A 17,088-nucleotide genomic window follows, 5' to 3' on the forward strand; every position below is an offset into this window, starting at 1 on the left:
AGGGGAAATCGAAAAGAATTTTTTTAATGCGTTTGCTCTTGTTTTTGTATTTTACAGTTCGTGTAAGCCCAATGTTTAACTAAAAAAGTTACAGTATTTGTGAAATTATTAGTAAACTTGACGGCTTTTTAATCAATATATAACATTTAATGAAGAAACATTATACGTTAACTTTCCTGTTAATCGGGCTGACTTTTGTCTTAACAGCTCAAAATCAAAAAATTACATTAGAAGAAATATGGAGAGGCACTTTCCGGACCGAAGGAATGGACGTGCTGCACTCCATGAAAAACGGAAAACAGTACACCGTTTTAAACTTCGATAGGGATTCAAGGACTTCAACCATAGACAAATATGATTATGAAACCCTGGAAAAGGTGGAAACCATCGTTTCTTCTGCCGATTTGGGTGAAATTAATGCTTTCACATCCTATACTTTCAGTAAAGACGAGTCAAAATTGATATTGGCAACTGAGGTAGAATCTGTTTTTAGAAGATCAACCTTGGGAAAGTTTTATGTCTATGATGTGGCTTCAAAAGCGCTGGAAATCATTTCAGAAGAAAAAATCCAAGAACCTACTTTGTCTCCTGACGGAAGTAAAGTGGCCTATGTTTTTGAAAACAATATCTATATCAAAAACCTAGAGTCGGGCAGCACAAAACAAGTGACTACCAATGGGGTGAAAAATAAGATCATCAACGGGGTGACCGATTGGGTGTATGAAGAAGAATTTGCTTTTGTAAGGGCTTTTGACTGGAATGCTACGGGAACACATTTGGCGTTTATCCGTTTTGATGAAAGTGAAGTGCCGGAGTTTTCCATGGATGTTTACGGAAAAGAATTATACCCTACGCAGCATGTGTTCAAATACCCAAAAGCAGGGGAGAAAAACGCTGAAGTGGCTTTGTTTACCTATGATTTGGCTTCCGAAGAAACCAAAAAAGTGGATTTTGGAGATGCTTATTACATTCCGAGGATTGATTGGACAAACGATAAGGATGTGTTGAGCGTACAGGTGATGAACCGTCATCAAAATGACATCAAACTTTATTTCTGTAATGTCGATGGAAATAATGAGGTGGTGCTACATGAAACCGACGAGGCGTATATCGATGTTACCGATAACCTTACTTTTTTAGCTGATAACAGTTTTATATGGACGAGTGAAGCCGACGGCTATAACCATATTTACCACTATTCCAAAAAAGGAAAACTTTTAAATCAGCTTACTGAAGGAAATTGGGAAGTGACCAATTACTATGGATACGACAAGAAAACCAACAGGGTTTTTTATCAGTCGGTTGAAAATGGAAGCATCAACAGGGATGTGTATTCCATCAAACTGAACGGAAAAGGTAAAAAACGACTGTCGAGCATGGAAGGGAGCAATAATGCTACCTTCAGTGCTGATTTCAGTTATTATATCAACTCTTTTTCAAGCGCGTCTACACCTTACCGCTACACCTTGAACGACGCTAAAAGCGGAAAAGAAATCAAAGAGATCGTCAACAACGAAGCTTTGCTGCAGAAATTGGAGAAGTATGAACTGTCTTCAAAGGAATTTTCTACCATCAATATCAACGGGAACGAGTTGAACATGTGGATGATAAAACCGTCGGATTTCGACCCGAATAAGAAATATCCCTTGTTTATGTTCCAATATTCAGGACCGGGATCGCAGCAAGTGGGCAACAGATGGATGGGGGCCAACGATTATTGGTATCAAATGCTGGCGCAAAAAGGATATATCATCGCTTGTGTTGATGGAAGGGGAACCGGACTTAAAGGTGCTGAATTCAAAAAAATGACCTATAAAGAGCTCGGAAAATATGAAGTGGAAGACCAGATCGCTGCAGCTAAAAAATTAGGGGATCGCCCTTATATTGACGCATCCCGTATCGGAATTTGGGGATGGAGTTACGGAGGTTTTATGAGTACCAATTGTATCCTGAAAGGGAATGATGTGTTTAGTATGGCGATTGCGGTGGCTCCGGTAACCAGCTGGCGATTTTATGACACCATCTATACGGAAAGATATATGCAGACCCCTCAGGAAAATGCGAGTGGATATGACGAAAACTCGCCTTTGAGCTACCCAGAACTTTTAAAAGGTGACTATTTATTGGTTCATGGTTCGGGGGATGATAATGTGCATGTGCAAAACACCATGAGAATGGTGGAAGCGCTTATTCAGGAGAACAAACAGTTCGACTGGGCTATTTATCCCGATAAAAACCACGGAATCTATGGCGGGAGCACCCGTTTGCAGTTGTACACCAAGATGACCAATTTTATCGAGCGTCATTTAGGGGATAAGAAATAAGGTCAAAGCCAACCGAATGCACCAACAAAAAAGAAATTAACTAAAATCTATTTACATGTCAACTATAACAAAAGACCCCTCAGAACAAGAGTTATTCGGTCATCCTAAAGGATTGTATATTCTATTCTTTACCGAATTATGGGAACGTTTTTCATACTACGGAATGCGAGCGTTGTTCGTGCTATTTTTGGTAGCCGAAACCACTGAAAATAATCCGGGTTTTGGATGGACGAACAATGAAGCACTTGCTTTGTATGGTTGGTACACGATGTTGGTTTATGTGTCTTCCATACCCGGAGGATGGATAGCTGATAGATTGTTGGGGCAGAAAAAAACGGTGATGTTGGGAGGAGTATTACTTTGTATTGGACACAGTGTCCTGGCATTGAACTCCGTTACTTCATTCTATGTGGGGTGTCTTTTTGTAATCCTGGGTGTTGGTTGCTTGAAACCTAATATTTCTTCTATGGTTGGCGGATTGTACAAACAAAAAGATCAAAGAAGGGACCTCGGGTTTTACATCTTTTATATGGGGATAAACATAGGTGGTTTTACCGCACCTATTATTTGTGGTTATGTAGGAGAGCAAATAAATTGGCATTACGGATTTGGTCTAGCCGCCATCGGAATGTTTTTCGGACAGCTTGTTTACATTTGGGGACAGAAATACCTGAAGAATGTCGGAAATTTAATTTCAAGGAAGAATGAAACTGACAGGGCAATACTGGATAGACCACTGACCAAAGTGGAGAAAGACAGGGTGATTGTGTTATTACTTTCCTTTTTATTGATTATTCTTTTTTGGGCGGCATTTGAGCAAGCAGGAGGATTAATGAATTTATATGCCGAACAAAAAACCGATCGTCATTTGTTGGGTTGGGTTATCCCTGCCTCTGTTTTTCAATCCGCTAATTCATTTTTTATTATAACACTGGCTACAGCTGTAGGGGCTTTTTGGTTAAGATGGAGAAAAAAAGGAAAAGAAGCTTCCTCATTGTTTAAAATCGCTGTCGGTATTATTATCATGGCCCTTGGTTTTGGGTTTATGAGTGCTGCGGCTGCAGAAGCAGACAGCACAGGATCTTCGGCCATGTATTGGCTTATATTAGCATATTTGTTCCACTCCATTGGAGAATTATGCTCATCCCCGGTATCCTTGTCTTTCATCACCAAATTAGCTCCGCTAAAATACGCTTCTATTATTATGGGGGGTTACTGGGCAGCTGTAGGTTTGGGAAATAAAGCTGCTGGTCTCATTGGAGAAAGTGCGCAAACTATGGGAGAGTTTGAAATATTTACCGGAATTGCTGTGATATGGAGTTTAATAGGGGTTATTGTAATTCTTTTACTTAAACCACTGAAAAGACTTACCCACGGAGCAGAAGAAGGAGAAGGTGAGGTAACTGAAGAAGCATAAAAACATGCGAATGAATTAATATCATTCCATCAAAATAACAAAAGCTCCCTTTTCACCGGTATAGTGGAAAGGGATTTTTTGTTCCCGGCAAGTCTTTTTCCACCGTTTTACAAATGAAGTGTAATTGCTTCCATCGGCGATGACTTTTTTGGGTTGCAGTTGGCTTATAAGTCGGTTGAGATTGATTTTTGGTGAATAGGATAGCAGCACATAATCAATCTTCTTTTGTGTGTTATAGTTTCCCAAACTGTCCACAATAAGCAGCTTTTCATGATTCAAGTTGATAATCGAATCGATTATAAGATCACTTTGCAGTTCCAGATTCTCTCCGGTCAAATAATTGTTTAAAATGTAGCTGTTCGTAAGGTCTTTCGACTGATTGGTATGCAAAATACCTGCTTTTTGATGCGCCAGTAGCGAACTCCTACTCTTGTGAAAAACAATAAATTGATGTTTCTGCTGATAATTGTTGAAGGCTAAAATGGCTAAAAAAGCAAGCAAACCTGTGGAAAAACTCCCAATACTCTTTAAAGAACGCTTTTTCAAAAGCAGAAAAAAACTGATGATAAGAGTATAAGAAACAATCAATTGAGGAAAATCAAAATGGATATTCCTAAAGATAAAATCTTCCTTGAGGGCAATCCAATCGATAAAAGTATTCATCAGTTTGATGGAAATGAAGAAGGAATTTGCCAGAAACTCGGGTAGAAAGTTGAACAAAGCCAAAATAATGACGACAAAACCAAAACCTAATAACAAACCTATGGTCGGAACCAAAACCAAATTGGAAACAAAGAAAAGCCCCGGAAATTGATGAAAATAATAAAGCGATAAAGGCAAAACACTGAGTTGAGCAGCTGTGGTTACGGTCAGTAATTTCCAAAAATAGGTAATGGGTTTGTGCTTCGGATTCCAGAAACCTTCCAAAACCGGTTGCATCCACACAATACCGAAGACAGCGGTGTAACTCAATTGAAACCCGACATCAAAAATAAAAGCAGGTTTGAAAAGCAATAAAACAAACATGGAAGCGATCAAGGCGTGATAGGTGTTCACTTCCCTTTTTAAGTTCATGGCATAAGCGATAAAAGAAAACATGGTCACAGCCCTTACCACAGATGCGCTAAGTCCGGCAACCACGGCAAAAAGCCATAAAATGAGCAGGATGAGTATGGTTTTAATGGTTTTTCCGTGTTTTATCCGTTCCAAAGGCTTCAAAAGAAAAGAAAGGAACATCAAAATAATCCCGATATGTAAGCCTGAAATAGCGAGTAAGTGAATGGCCCCGGCAGCGGCATAATTGTCGTAGGTCTCATCGGGAATGTCTTGTCGTTGTCCCAAAAGCAAGGCATTCAATACCCCCATTTCTTCCTTTCCGGCTTGATATTTTTTGAGTTTTTTATTGATGCTTTGTCTGAAAGTGTTTGCGTAACCGTTCACGGTTTTGATTTCGGTTGAAATCAATTCAAGCTCACTCGGTTTTAGATAGAGTTGGTGTGTGATTTGTCTCCGTTCCAAATACAGTTTATAATCAAATTGGTGAGGGTTTAATGGGGGTGAAATTTCTTGCAGTAAAGCCGTTGTTGTGTAGGTGTAGTCTATTTCAGGGGTGGTAAACCCTTCAGTAGAGTCCTTTGCGATGACAACCAATAGCTTTCCAATGCTTTTCTTTTGACCGATGGCGATGATATCAGCTTCATAGCGGTAGTTGTAATCATTGGGTTTAAGCCGCTTACTGATTCGGAAGGTAATATGTTGTCCGGTTTGATAATGATGTTTGTAATAATGCGGCCGATTGTCGTAGGAACGAATTTCAACAGAAAAAATCCCGATCAGTAAAAATACAAGACAGATCAGAAATCCGAAAACAGGTTTTTTGGCAAATTTTAGATTGCGGTTGGTTATAAGCAGCAGAATGCTGATCAAACCGATACCAAAAAGGATATGCAACCATTCAAAATGGAACAAATACCCTATGCCAATCCCCAAAACGAGGAAGAGGAGTAGTTTAAGAATGGGATAATTCAGTATTTTCATGAATGAAATATACTGAATTTATAGTAAATTATTCTATAAGATTCTTCTGGCGTGATTAAAAGCGTGGTTCCAATAGCCTTCACCCAATGAAGAAACCAACACACCCCTTGAGGTGGTGGAATGAATGAATTTTATATCCCTGCCTTTGACTTCCACGACCAAACCAACATGATTGATCCTACGCCGGTTTTTACTGGTGGTAAAAAACAACAAATCTCCTTTTTCCACATTCTTAAGTTTGATTTTTCTCCCTTGGGAGGCCATTAATCTGGAACTCCGCTGCAAGGAGAGGTTATTTTGTTTAAAAGAGGTGTAAACAAGTCCGGAACAGTCCATGCCCTTTTTGGTAGTACCTCCGTATCGGTATGGGGTGCCGTGGTATGACAAGGCGGTATTGATGATATTGTTGGTTTTTTTTGAGCCTTTTTTAGCTTTTCGGTTGGTTTTTTCTGAAGTTTTCTCCGGATAGGCATCGGATTTTACCTCAACGTGAATAGGTTTGTCGGCCGCTGCCGCTGCTTTTTTAGACGATTTGCAGGAGGCAACAGCAATACAGATAGTGGTAAGTAAGAAAAGATTTTTTAACATTTGTTTGTTTTGGGTTTAGGGCAAATTAAGAAATTTTCTCGAAAATAAGCTGAGCGGTTTTCTTGCTGGCACCTCTTCCACCCAATTTTTTTTCCAATTTAAAGTAGTCTAAAAAAATCTGTTTTCTTGTTTCCTTGGTTAATATTTTATGCAGTTCTTCCTTTAGGTTTTTGGTAGTCAATTCACTTTGAATAAGTTCTTTTACCACTTCTTTGTCCATAATCAAATTGACCAAAGAAATATATTTGAGGGTGATGATCCGCTTTGCGATTTGATAACTGATCCAATTTCCTTTGTAACACACGACTTCGGGTACTTTAAATAGTGCTGTTTCCAGGGTAGCTGTACCACTGGTGACCAAAGCGGCTTTGGAAACGCTGAGGAGGTCGTATGTTTTACCTGTGACAAAATGAACGCTATTGTTGCCGATAAACTGCTCGTAAAAATTGTAATCCTGACTCGGGGCTCCGGCAATCACAAACTGATAGTCGGGAAAATCATCAACCACACTTAGCATGACAGACAGCATATTGGTGATCTCTTGTTTTCGGCTTCCGGGGAGCAGTGCAATAATTTCCCGTTCGTCTAACCCATTCTCTTTTCTGAAATCTTCGGGCAGCACCTGCTTTCTACTACCGATGGCATCCACAAGAGGATGGCCTACAAAATGAACCGGATATCCGTGTTTTTTCTCATAAAACTCTTTTTCAAAAGGAAGAATGACAAACATTTCGTCGATATCCCTTTTGATGGCTTCAATACGGCCTTCGCGGGAAGCCCATATTTGGGGAGAAACATAATAAAAAGTGCGAAATTTATTTGCTTTTGCCCATTTGGCAATCCTTAAATTGAAACCGGAATAGTCAATAAAAATGACAACATCAGGTTGAAAGCTCTGGATGTCCTCCTTGCAGCGTTTTATGTTTGAATAGATCTTTGGCAGGTTTGCAAGCACTTCAAAAAAACCCATAAAGGATTGCTCTTTGTAGTGTTTTACCAACTGAAGGCCAACTTCTTGCATCAAATCACCACCCCAACCTCTAAAAGCAGCATCTTTGTCTATTTTGCTCAATTCTTTTATAAGGTTGGATGCATGTAGGTCTCCCGAAGCTTCTCCTGCAATGATGTAATACTTCACACGTTATAATTTTTTCGGTTTGTTTTGTGATCAACACAAAATCTCAATCACGATTCTAAAGATCTAAAATAATTTTATAAACAAGATAACTAAAGCGGTTAATAGCGTGGCTATGAGTACGCCTTTTGCCCGTTCGTCCCTTCTTATTTTTAAAAATCCGAAGAAAGCACCCAAATTTAACAGCGCTCCTAAGGCGATAATACTTCCTAAATGACCATGTTCTTTAGCTACTTTGAGGCTTTCGATAATGCTGAGATCAGAAAATATCAGAATATAGAGCAATGTGCCTAATATATTGGCAATAACCCCTACTGCAAAGCCTATGGCGATATCCTTTTTATTAATCATTTAAATTCCAGGTATTAAGATCTTGAATACTGTGGTGTGCTGTAAGGTCAAACTGAACGGGAACTACAGAGGCATAACCATTGGCTAAGGCCCATTCATCGGTGTCTTCGCCTTTGTCATGATTTACAAATTTTCCGGTAAGCCAGTAGTATTCCCTTCCCATGGGGTTGGTACGTTTGTCAAATTCCTCCACCCAATTTGCTTTCGCTTGGCGGCATACCTTGATGCCTTTAATCTCTTCAGCTTTAAGTTTTGGGAAATTCACATTGAGGACAACGCCTTTGGGTAGTCCGTTTTTTAAAGCACTTTTCGTGATAATTTTTACGTGTTTTTTCACAGCTTCAAAGTCGGCTTCCCAGGAGTAGTCACAAAGTGAAAACCCGATGGCCGGGATTCCTTCTACTCCAGCTTCAACAGCTGCACTCATGGTTCCTGAATAAATGACGTTGATGGAAGAGTTCGATCCGTGGTTAATACCACTTACACAGATATCCGGACGTTTGTTTAGTATTTCGTTGACAGCCAATTTGACACAATCAGCCGGAGTGCCACTACAACTGTATTCCAATTGTTCGTCATTGTCGTTAATGGTGATCGGACTGCAATAAAGGGTAGAGTTTACCGTAATGGCATGTCCCATACCGCTTTGAGGACTGTCCGGAGCAACGACAATCACATCTCCGATCTCATTCATCACGCTTATCAATGCCCGGATTCCCGGAGCGGTAATACCATCATCGTTGGTAACAAGTATCAAGGGTTTCTTTTTCATATTACTGATATTCGAATGCTAAATTAATCATTTAAATTGTAACACACTTTAGGGATTTGTTTAACAAAAATTTTAGCTCAAATCTTGTACTATGGCACGATTTTTTCCTTAATTTAGTTGATCCTAAATGAAATACCGAAGGGTAAAATGCGTTGTTAAATCATTATTTCTTTCAGTAAGTAAATTTTTTGCGTATTTTGGAAAACTTAAAAGAGAACGTATTGTAGCTGAAAAGCTTTTTAGATCAAAAAGGAAAAATAATGTGGGGATACAGGTCTCTATTAAAAAAAGATGTAAATGAAAAGGAATTTTGTGTATTTGCTTGCGGCACTATTGATATCTGCCGCCTCATGTAGTTTCACCAATAAGTCATTTGATAATCCGGATAAGGATAAATTATTACTCGATCTGATATCGTATGTGCTGGAAAATGGTCATTTTGAACCTAAGGATGTGGATGATAATTTTTCTAAACATGTATTCGATAATTATATCAAAGCCTTGGATCCGTTGAAGCGTTACTTTTTACAAAGTGACATCGACGAATTTAAAGCGTATAGGTTGGCGATTGATGATCAAATAAAAACATCCGACCTTACATTTTTCAACCTGACTTATGATAGGCTAATGCAGCGTATGGATGAGGCAACAGCAATATATAAAGATGTGTTGAAAAAACCGTTTGATTATAGCAAAGATGAAACCATCGATGTGGATTACGAGAACTTGTCTTATGCGAAGAGTAAGGATGAGTTGTGGGAGCGTTGGAGAAAACAGCTGAAATTCTCAACCATGGAACGTTATGCCAATGGTATGTCAATAGCTGAGACCCCTATGGAGGAAAGTGAAAAAGAAATGACTCCGAGTGGTGTAGAGGAAGTGCCTGGAGAGGTGTCAACAGAAAATGAAACTTCAGAAAAACTTCCAAAAGATCCGGTAGCTTTGGAAGAGGAGACACGTAAAGCGACCCAGGAAACGATCACTGAATATTTCGATTTCATGGACGATCTTGAACGTAAAGACTGGTTCGTGATGTATGTCAACTCTATCGTAGAGGAGTTTGATCCGCACACGTTTTATTTTGCTCCGGAAGAAAAAGACCGCTTCGATATGAGTATGTCAGGGAAATTTGAAGGGATAGGAGCGAGACTTCAAAAACGCAATGACAATATCAAAATTGTCGAGATTATTTCCGGAGGCCCTGCATGGAGAGGAGATGAAGTAGAAGTCGGTGATGAGATCATGAAAGTTGGTCAGGGTGATGAAACGCCGGTTAGTATTGTAGGAATGCGTTTAGAAGACGCTGTTAAACTGATAAAGGGACCTAAAGGTACTGAGGTGAAACTTACGATCAAACGCGTTGATGGAACCATAGACGAGGTTTCCATAGTGCGCGATGTTGTAGAATTAGAAGAGTCCTACGCCAAGTCTTCTGTGGTAAAAAAAGGGGATAAGGCCTTTGGAGTGATCAATTTACCGAAATTCTATATTGATTTTGATAACTATAAGAACAGAAATGCCGCTTCTGATGTTGCTAAAGAGATTGAGGCAATGAAAAAAGTAGGAGTAGAAGGTCTTGTACTTGATCTTAGGGACAATGGAGGAGGATCACTTAAAACCGTTGTCGATATGGCAGGTTTGTTTATTGAAGAAGGTCCGATTGTTCAGGTAAAATCAACCGGGAAAGGAAAAGAAGTCCTTTCTGATACAGATGAGAGAGTACAGTGGGATGGTCCGTTGGTGATCTTGGTAAACGAATTGTCGGCTTCGGCTTCAGAAATATTAGCGGCCGCAATGCAAGACTACAAAAGAGCCATTGTGTTGGGAAGCAAGCAAACTTATGGAAAAGGTACTGTTCAGAATGTAATTGACCTCAATCAATTTTTAAGAGGGGATAATGAATATGGTGATGTTGGTGCATTGAAAGTGACTACACAGAAGTTTTACAGGATCAATGGAGGTTCTACTCAATTGGAAGGTGTAAAAAGCGATGTTGTGGTACCTGATAAATACAGTTATAGGGATATAGGTGAAAAAGACCAAGAAAATCCATTACCGTGGGATAAAATTGAGTCCGTACAGTATAAGAGTTGGTCAGGCTATATAGATTATGAAGCGACCATTGAGAGAAGTAAAGCTCGAATGGCAAACAATAGCCAGTTGAAGTTGATAGACGAAAATGCAAAGTGGGTTAAAAAGCAGCAGGAAGATAAGGAATATCCATTGAGTATTGAAGAATACCAAGCGCAAATTGAAAAGGATGAAGAAACCTTAAAGCGATTTAGGGAAATATCCGATTATCAAACAAACCTCTCTTTTGAGTCATTGCCCTATGAAATTGAAATGATGTCAAAAGACAGTGTGTTGAAGCAGAAAAGAGAGCGTTGGCACTCCAATCTTTCTAAGGATGTTTATATAGAAGAAGCTGTGAATGTTTTAGAAGATTTGGAGAACAATATTGAAAATGGCAAATTAGCCGATATTAGAAAGTAGTTTAAAAAAGATAAAAGAACATCAAAAAAGATCCGTGAGCTTTTCATAAGTACACGGGTCTTTTGATATCCCCCTCCATCTCCCCCGAAGGGGAGGGCGAAACGTGGCAGTCGTTTTTCTTTTCACTAGGTCTTATGTTTTTAAGTACCTAAATAAACTCCTCTCCGCCTAAGGCGGAAGGCTGGGAGGGTATTTATTTTTCTAACCTCTAACCTCTAACCTCTAATTTCTAACTTCCGATTACCACACGTTGATTCTGTTGGCATCAAGTTTCAGGAAAATAAAGAGAAGGGTAGTAAACCCTAACAACCCTGAACCTCCGTAACTGATAAAAGGGAGTGGGATACCAATAGTGGGGAGCAAACCAATAACCATCCCGATATTGATGAAAAAGTGAAAAAAGATAATCGAAGCTACTGAGTAACCATAAATCCTACTAAAAGCAGATTTTTGTCTTTCAGCAACAACAATCAACCTTAGGATAAGCAAAGCAAACAGTATTACGACAAGCGAACTTCCCACAAACCCCCATTCTTCTCCTATGGTACTGAAAATGTAATCAGAATGTTGTTCGGGCACGAAATTCCCTTTGGTTCTTGTACCTTCCAAAAATCCTTTTCCAATAAATCCACCCGATCCTATGGCAGATTCAGATTGATAGGTGTTGTAACCAATGGTCTTTCTTATTTGTTCCAATTTTGCAGGGTCATCTTCCAAACGTAACCAAAGACTAAAACGGTTTCTGTGGTGCTGTTGAAAAACATTGTTGTATATAAAGTCAACCGAATAAGAAAACGCGGTTGTAGCTATCAAAATAAGAATTGATTGAAAGATGGAAATTTTTTTTCTCTTCTTTTTTGAAAAATAATATATCAGCATCAACAGGGTTATACTGCCAATAAAGACCCAAATAGTTCCATACATTAAGGTTGCGATAAAAACCATTATTGTAAAAAAACCGATCATAAGATATATAACAGGCAGTCCTTCACGGTAAAGCACAAAAAAGAAAGCGGTGTATACTAAAGTACTCCCGGGATCGGGTTGTGGAAGTATGATCAATGCCGGGACGCATATAATGAGAAAAGCCTTGAACAGGTCTTTAAAATTGTGAATATTGGTTTGAATATCGCTTAAGTACTTAGCAAGAGCTAAAGCCGTTGCTGCTTTGGCAAATTCGGCCGGTTGCAGCCCGAAACTACCAAAACTGTACCATGCTCTGGCGCCATTTACTTCTTTTCCAAAAATAAATAACCCGACAAGCGACAAAAATGATATAAGATAGATAACCCCGGAGAATCGCTCATAAAACTTAGCTTCTATAGACAGTATTAGAATGATAAGAACCAGACTTACGATTATAAAAAGCATTTGCTTACCGTGGAAAGTACTGAGGTCAAAAATAGTTTCAACTCCTGTATAAGTAGTTGAATATATATTGAGCCATCCGATAAAGACCAATAGAAAATATAGCAATATGGAAAGCCAATCTATTTTTTTTATGAAATTGTTCATTTATGATTTTGGGTTTTCTTGTCTCGGTTAGGTTATTGAATCCCACTAAGTGGGTTTTACCTGATTGCCGTTAGGCAAGTTTTCCTGATGCTCTACATTGGGGTTAAGGTTTATTTGTTTGAACCTGCCCGACTATGTCATTCAGGCGGGTACCTCGTGGGCTTGTCCCGAGGTAGTTGATTATCCAAAGTGTCTTTTTTTGTTGGCCATTCAATAAAATCTCTCTTATCGTTGATGAAAAAAGATTCGCCGCTTAAGGGTTTTGCATATTCTTCTTCAAGACTTCCGTTAAGGACATAATCTTCCATGTCTTTTCTCGTTACTTCACCTTTGACATATTTTTCAATCATAAGGCCTGCAATCCTACCTGCCCATCGGCTACCCCAATATCCGTTTTCGACAAAAACAGCGACAGCTATTTTAGGGTCATCCACAGGAGCAAAGGCAACAAAAATAGAATGGTCTGTAAGCTGTACTCTTTCTCCATTTATTTTTGCAAAATTTTCAGCAGTTCCTGTTTTTCCGGCGATTTCGATTTCCGGGATCCTTACCCATTGTGCAGTACCTTTGTTATATACATCGTGCATTCCTTGAATAACAGGGTCAAAATGTTCCGGGGCTATGGTTGTTCGGTGTTTAGTGGTAAATTTATTGTCGATGGTGTCGTTTTCAATTTTTTTGATGATATGTGGTGTGTAATAATAACCCCTATTAGCAATAGTGGCCGTTAAGTTGGCCAATTGAATAGGAGTAGTAAGTACTTCCCCTTGACCAATGGCATTGGAAAGGGTATTGGTGGCAAACCACCTTTTTTCTCCGTATATTTTGTTATAAAGTTCGGCACCGGGAATGCTTCCTTTCTTTCCTGATGGCAGGTCGTATCCCAAATAGTTTCCCAAGCCAAAACTTTCTACGTGTTTTTCCCAAGCTGACATCCCTTCAGCAGAAGTAGGGTATTTTTCTATGATCTGTCTGTAGGTATTTGCAAAATAGGTATTACAAGATTTATATATACCTGAATCCATATTTCTGGGGCCTCCTCCGCAGTGACATCCCATAAACGCTCTGCGGCCATACCTGTAGCCATGGTAGCAAGTAAACGTAGTACGCTCGTTTATAACACCTTCCTGAAGGGCTACCAGCGCATTTACTACTTTAAAAGGCGATCCGGGAGGATACATGGCGTTTAATCCTCTGTCATATAATGGTTTTGCAATGGAATCGTAATAGAGTCTGGTGTAGTTTTCAGAGCGTTTTCTTCCAACCAGAAGTTGGGGGTCGTAGCCAGGAGCAGAAACCAAGGTCAAGATTTCCCCGGATTTTGGATTTAAAGCTACAATGCCGCCTCGTTTGTTAACCATCAATTGTTCACCGTATTGTTGAAGTTTATGGTCGATGGTGAGGGCTATGTCTTTCCCCGGAACGGGAAGGGTATCAAAAATTCCATCCTTATATGAGCCAATAACTCTGTTGAAACGGTCCTTTTGAATGAATTTAACTCCTTTTTGTCCTCTTAAAACCTCTTCATAGTATTTTTCTACCCCTTGGCGTCCTATGAGTTCCCCCGATTGATAATAGGTGTTGTTTTGAAGGTCACGTTCGTTTACTTCACTGATATAACCCAAAAAATTAGCCCCTACATCGGTCATATAATGTCGGAGTGAGCGTTTTTGAATGTAAAAACCTTCATATTTCCGCATTTTCTCTTGCAACATGGCATACTCTCGTTTGGAAAGTTGAGGTACAAAAACAGAGGGCAACCTCGGAGAATACCGATAGGCCTTGTTATATTTTTTTATAAAATCTTCTTTGGTGATGTTCAATAGATTGCAGAATTCCAGAGTATCCAATGGTTTTACTTCCCTCGGAATAAGCATGACGTCATATGAGGGTTGATTGGCGACCAATAGCTCTCCATTCCTGTCATAGATATGCCCGCGCTCCGGATAGTCATACACAGCTTTTATGGCGGTATCGTCCAACGGATTTTTGTTGGAGCTGTCCATCAATTGCAAGTAGGAGAGGCGCCCTATATAGACAATGGCAACAATAACGATTATGGATGATAAGAGTAATTTCCTCATGTATTTCTTCTACTGAATAAAGAGATAAAAATTAAACACAAAATCAATGTAAATATTGCAGAAAATAAGGCTTTTTTTAGAATTAGCAATATATGTGTAAAACTAAATATCTCTAAACCGAAAAGTATAAGGTGATGTGTTAAAATTAAGATAATGAGGTAATTAATTCGTTGCCCCAAGTGTGTGTTTTCAATTTTTATATTGTGATAGTCATAACTTAAGCCAAAAGCCGAGCGCATCATCAAAGGTCTGAAATAGGCTGCAAAGACCGTAGCGGCTGCATGCACACCACCGCTATCACTAAAAATATCGATGGATAATCCTAAAAGGAATGAGAAAAAGATAAAAGGAATGCGAGTGTCTTTGTTATACGGGAAATAAACAAGGAACAGCAAATAGATATAAGGATTTATATATTCCAAAAAGTTGATATTGTTGAAAACAACTACCTGAGAAAGTACAAGCACAATAAAACGCATGGTATTTTCAAAAGCCGTTTTATTCATTGGTCCCGTTTTCTAAGGTTAAAATTTCTTCCTTGTTCAGGTTTTTTATGACATAAACATGATCTAAAGTAGTCATGTCGTTGAAGAGCTTCACATCAATGAGGTAGTAATTTTCTGAAATATCAAGCGAAAAATCTTCAATAGTTCCGATAAGGATGCCCTTCGGAAAAATACTAGACATGCCGCCGGTGATGATAGTGTCTCCTTTTTTTATGGGGGCAGCACGTAAAATATCCATCAGTTGGACAGTCCTGAAATCCTTTCCGTCCCATTTGAGTGAACCAAAATTGTTGCTGTTTTTTATAGAGGCGTTAATTCCGGATAAAGAATTTAAAACTGATTGTACATTGGCGTAATTTGATGAAGTGTTTTCAACAATCCCGACAATTCCTTTAGAAGTAATCACTCCCATATCCTCTTTGATGCTGTCATTAGAGCCTTTGTTTATAAGAATATAATTTCTTGGCTTGTTGTAGCTGTTTTTGATTACTGATGTACCGTAAAGTTTATAATGAGCGAGCGAATCGAGTTCCAGAATAGAATCAGAAACTTCAATTTCCCGGTTCATCAGTATTTTGCGTAGGCGAAGGTTCTCATCAACCAATTGTTTATTGTATTTTTTCAGGTGGAAATAATCTGAAATGCTATTTGAAGTACTGTAGATACCCCCGGAAACCCAATTAGCAGAGTTGAGAAACTTAGTTTGCTGATAAGAATGTGACTTTATGGTAAGCAGTAGTGAGATGCAAAAAAGCAACAAAAAGGTAATAAAGGTTTTATTCCTTATTAAAAAATTGACTATTTGTTGCATTCACTGAATCTTATTTTATCACGATAGGTTTGTATTTTTCCAGGTTTTTCAAGGCTATACCTGTACCCCTCACCACGGCTCTCAACGGATCTTCCGCTATGTAAACAGGGAGATCGGTTTTTTGTGAGATACGTTTGTCCAATCCGCGTAGCATCGAACCTCCACCGGCCAAGTAGATTCCGGTATTGTAGATGTCTGCTGCCAATTCCGGCGGTGTTTGCGATAGGGTTTCCATTACGGCATCTTCAATTCGCAAGATGGATTTATCCAAAGCCTTGGCGATTTCGCGATACGAAATCTGAACCTGTTTTGGTTTCCCTGTTAACAAGTCACGTCCTTGAACACTCATTTCTTCCGGAGGAAGCTCTAAATCTTCAGTGGCGGCTCCATTGGCAATTTTAATATTCTCGGCAGTGGTTTCACCTACGTATAAATTGTGCTGTGTTCGCATGTAATAAATGATGTCGTTGGTAAACACGTCGCCGGCAATTTTAACCGATTTATCACAAACAATACCTCCGAGGGCAATGACAGCTATTTCGGTAGTTCCTCCACCTATGTCAACAATCATGTTCCCTTTGGGCTGCATGATATCAAGACCAATACCAATGGCCGCAGCCATGGGTTCGTGGATGAGGTAAACTTCTTTTCCGTTCACACGCTCTGCCGATTCTTTTACGGCGCGCATTTCCACTTCAGTAATACCGGATGGAATACAAATCACCATTTTCAGGGTAGGCTGAAAAAAACGCTTTTTCAAGGCCGGGATTCCTTTGATGAACATATTGATCATCTTTTCAGACGCATCAAAATCAGCAATCACGCCATCTTTCAAAGGTCTGACGGTTTTGATGTTTTCATGAGTTTTCCCCTGCATCATACTGGCCTCTTTGCCAACGGCTATAATTTTGCCGCTCATTCGGTCCCTAGCTACAATAGAAGGGCTGTCTACAACAACTTTGTCGTTGTGGATTATCAGCGTGTTCGCTGTCCCTAAGTCTATAGCAATCTCTTCGGTCAAGAAATCAAAAAATCCCATGAATTTACTTTGGTAT

13 protein-coding genes are annotated in these 17,088 nt (G+C 39.3%); 3 read left to right on the plus strand and 10 right to left on the minus strand.

Annotated features, from left to right (window positions below):
- Positions 1–149 precede the first annotated feature (149 nt).
- Both OOZ15_RS08425 and OOZ15_RS08430 read left to right on the plus strand, forming a co-directional pair.
- Positions 150–2,324: a S9 family peptidase gene (locus OOZ15_RS08425; RefSeq protein WP_265955772.1), complete on the plus strand. Its 2,175-nt coding sequence runs from the start codon at positions 150–152 to the stop codon at positions 2,322–2,324.
- Between the two features lie 55 nt (positions 2,325–2,379).
- Positions 2,380–3,741: a peptide MFS transporter gene (locus tag OOZ15_RS08430; RefSeq protein ID WP_265955774.1), complete on the plus strand. Its 1,362-nt coding sequence runs from the start codon at positions 2,380–2,382 to the stop codon at positions 3,739–3,741.
- A 21-nt stretch (positions 3,742–3,762) separates the two neighbouring features.
- On the opposite strand, the gene OOZ15_RS08435 is transcribed toward OOZ15_RS08430, so the two are convergent.
- The 5 genes from OOZ15_RS08435 to surE all read right to left on the minus strand — a co-directional run bounded on the left by OOZ15_RS08435 (position 3,763) and on the right by surE (position 8,624).
- Positions 3,763–5,778, minus strand: a complete 2,016-nt coding sequence (locus OOZ15_RS08435) for a ComEC/Rec2 family competence protein (RefSeq protein WP_265955776.1) — start codon at positions 5,776–5,778, stop codon at positions 3,763–3,765.
- A gap of 33 nt (positions 5,779–5,811) precedes the next feature.
- On the minus strand, positions 5,812–6,366 hold the full coding sequence (locus tag OOZ15_RS08440) for a C40 family peptidase (protein ID WP_265955778.1): 555 nt from the start codon (positions 6,364–6,366) through the stop codon (positions 5,812–5,814).
- Between the two features lie 25 nt (positions 6,367–6,391).
- Positions 6,392–7,504, minus strand: coding sequence for a lipid-A-disaccharide synthase (lpxB, locus tag OOZ15_RS08445; RefSeq protein ID WP_265955780.1), 1,113 nt, complete (start codon positions 7,502–7,504; stop codon positions 6,392–6,394).
- A gap of 63 nt (positions 7,505–7,567) precedes the next feature.
- On the minus strand, positions 7,568–7,852 hold the full coding sequence (locus OOZ15_RS08450) for a hypothetical protein (RefSeq protein WP_265955781.1): 285 nt from the start codon (positions 7,850–7,852) through the stop codon (positions 7,568–7,570).
- Complete coding sequence (gene surE / locus OOZ15_RS08455) at positions 7,845–8,624, minus strand: 5'/3'-nucleotidase SurE (RefSeq protein WP_265955783.1); 780 nt, start codon at positions 8,622–8,624, stop codon at positions 7,845–7,847. The genes OOZ15_RS08450 and surE overlap by 8 nt, the downstream gene beginning before the upstream one ends.
- A gap of 297 nt (positions 8,625–8,921) precedes the next feature.
- On the opposite strand from surE, the gene OOZ15_RS08460 reads away from it, so the two are divergent.
- Positions 8,922–11,117 carry a carboxy terminal-processing peptidase gene (locus OOZ15_RS08460; RefSeq protein WP_265955785.1) on the plus strand — a complete coding sequence of 732 codons (2,196 nt, stop codon included), beginning with the start codon at positions 8,922–8,924 and terminating at the stop codon, positions 11,115–11,117.
- Between the two features lie 240 nt (positions 11,118–11,357).
- On the opposite strand, the gene rodA is transcribed toward OOZ15_RS08460, so the two are convergent.
- From rodA to OOZ15_RS08485, 5 genes are all read right to left on the minus strand, one after another.
- Complete coding sequence (gene rodA, locus OOZ15_RS08465) at positions 11,358–12,632, minus strand: rod shape-determining protein RodA (RefSeq protein WP_265955787.1); 1,275 nt, start codon at positions 12,630–12,632, stop codon at positions 11,358–11,360.
- Between the two features lie 137 nt (positions 12,633–12,769).
- Positions 12,770–14,716 (minus strand): penicillin-binding protein 2, encoded by a 1,947-nt coding sequence (gene mrdA / locus OOZ15_RS08470; RefSeq protein ID WP_265955789.1) that lies wholly within the window; start codon positions 14,714–14,716, stop codon positions 12,770–12,772.
- A complete protein-coding gene (locus OOZ15_RS08475; protein WP_265955791.1) occupies positions 14,713–15,222 on the minus strand; it encodes a rod shape-determining protein MreD in 510 nt (169 codons plus the stop codon). The genes mrdA and OOZ15_RS08475 overlap by 4 nt, the downstream gene beginning before the upstream one ends.
- Complete coding sequence (gene mreC, locus OOZ15_RS08480) at positions 15,215–16,033, minus strand: rod shape-determining protein MreC (RefSeq protein ID WP_265955793.1); 819 nt, start codon at positions 16,031–16,033, stop codon at positions 15,215–15,217. Before mreC ends, OOZ15_RS08475 begins: the two co-directional genes overlap by 8 nt.
- A gap of 10 nt (positions 16,034–16,043) precedes the next feature.
- Complete coding sequence (locus OOZ15_RS08485; RefSeq protein ID WP_265955795.1) at positions 16,044–17,072, minus strand: rod shape-determining protein; 1,029 nt, start codon at positions 17,070–17,072, stop codon at positions 16,044–16,046.
- Positions 17,073–17,088 lie beyond the last annotated feature (16 nt).

This window comes from Galbibacter kalidii (assembly GCF_026241135.1).
Taxonomy (GTDB): domain Bacteria; phylum Bacteroidota; class Bacteroidia; order Flavobacteriales; family Flavobacteriaceae; genus Galbibacter.

Excerpts from the sequence above, each read along its gene's own strand:
- OOZ15_RS08435 (WP_265955776.1), bottom strand. The coding sequence starts at position 5,778 with ATGAAAATACTGAATTATCCCATTCTTAAACTACTCCTCTTCCTCGTT.
- OOZ15_RS08475 (WP_265955791.1), bottom strand. The coding sequence starts at position 15,222 with ATGAATAAAACGGCTTTTGAAAATACCATGCGTTTTATTGTGCTTGTA.
- OOZ15_RS08460 (WP_265955785.1), top strand. The coding sequence starts at position 8,922 with ATGAAAAGGAATTTTGTGTATTTGCTTGCGGCACTATTGATATCTGCC.
- OOZ15_RS08440 (WP_265955778.1), bottom strand. The coding sequence starts at position 6,366 with ATGTTAAAAAATCTTTTCTTACTTACCACTATCTGTATTGCTGTTGCC.
- OOZ15_RS08485 (WP_265955795.1), bottom strand. The coding sequence starts at position 17,072 with ATGGGATTTTTTGATTTCTTGACCGAAGAGATTGCTATAGACTTAGGG.
- OOZ15_RS08425 (WP_265955772.1), top strand. The coding sequence starts at position 150 with ATGAAGAAACATTATACGTTAACTTTCCTGTTAATCGGGCTGACTTTT.
- mreC (WP_265955793.1), bottom strand. The coding sequence starts at position 16,033 with ATGCAACAAATAGTCAATTTTTTAATAAGGAATAAAACCTTTATTACC.
- OOZ15_RS08430 (WP_265955774.1), top strand. The coding sequence starts at position 2,380 with ATGTCAACTATAACAAAAGACCCCTCAGAACAAGAGTTATTCGGTCAT.
- surE (WP_265955783.1), bottom strand. The coding sequence starts at position 8,624 with ATGAAAAAGAAACCCTTGATACTTGTTACCAACGATGATGGTATTACC.
- rodA (WP_265955787.1), bottom strand. The coding sequence starts at position 12,632 with ATGAACAATTTCATAAAAAAAATAGATTGGCTTTCCATATTGCTATAT.
- OOZ15_RS08450 (WP_265955781.1), bottom strand. The coding sequence starts at position 7,852 with ATGATTAATAAAAAGGATATCGCCATAGGCTTTGCAGTAGGGGTTATT.
- mrdA (WP_265955789.1), bottom strand. The coding sequence starts at position 14,716 with ATGAGGAAATTACTCTTATCATCCATAATCGTTATTGTTGCCATTGTC.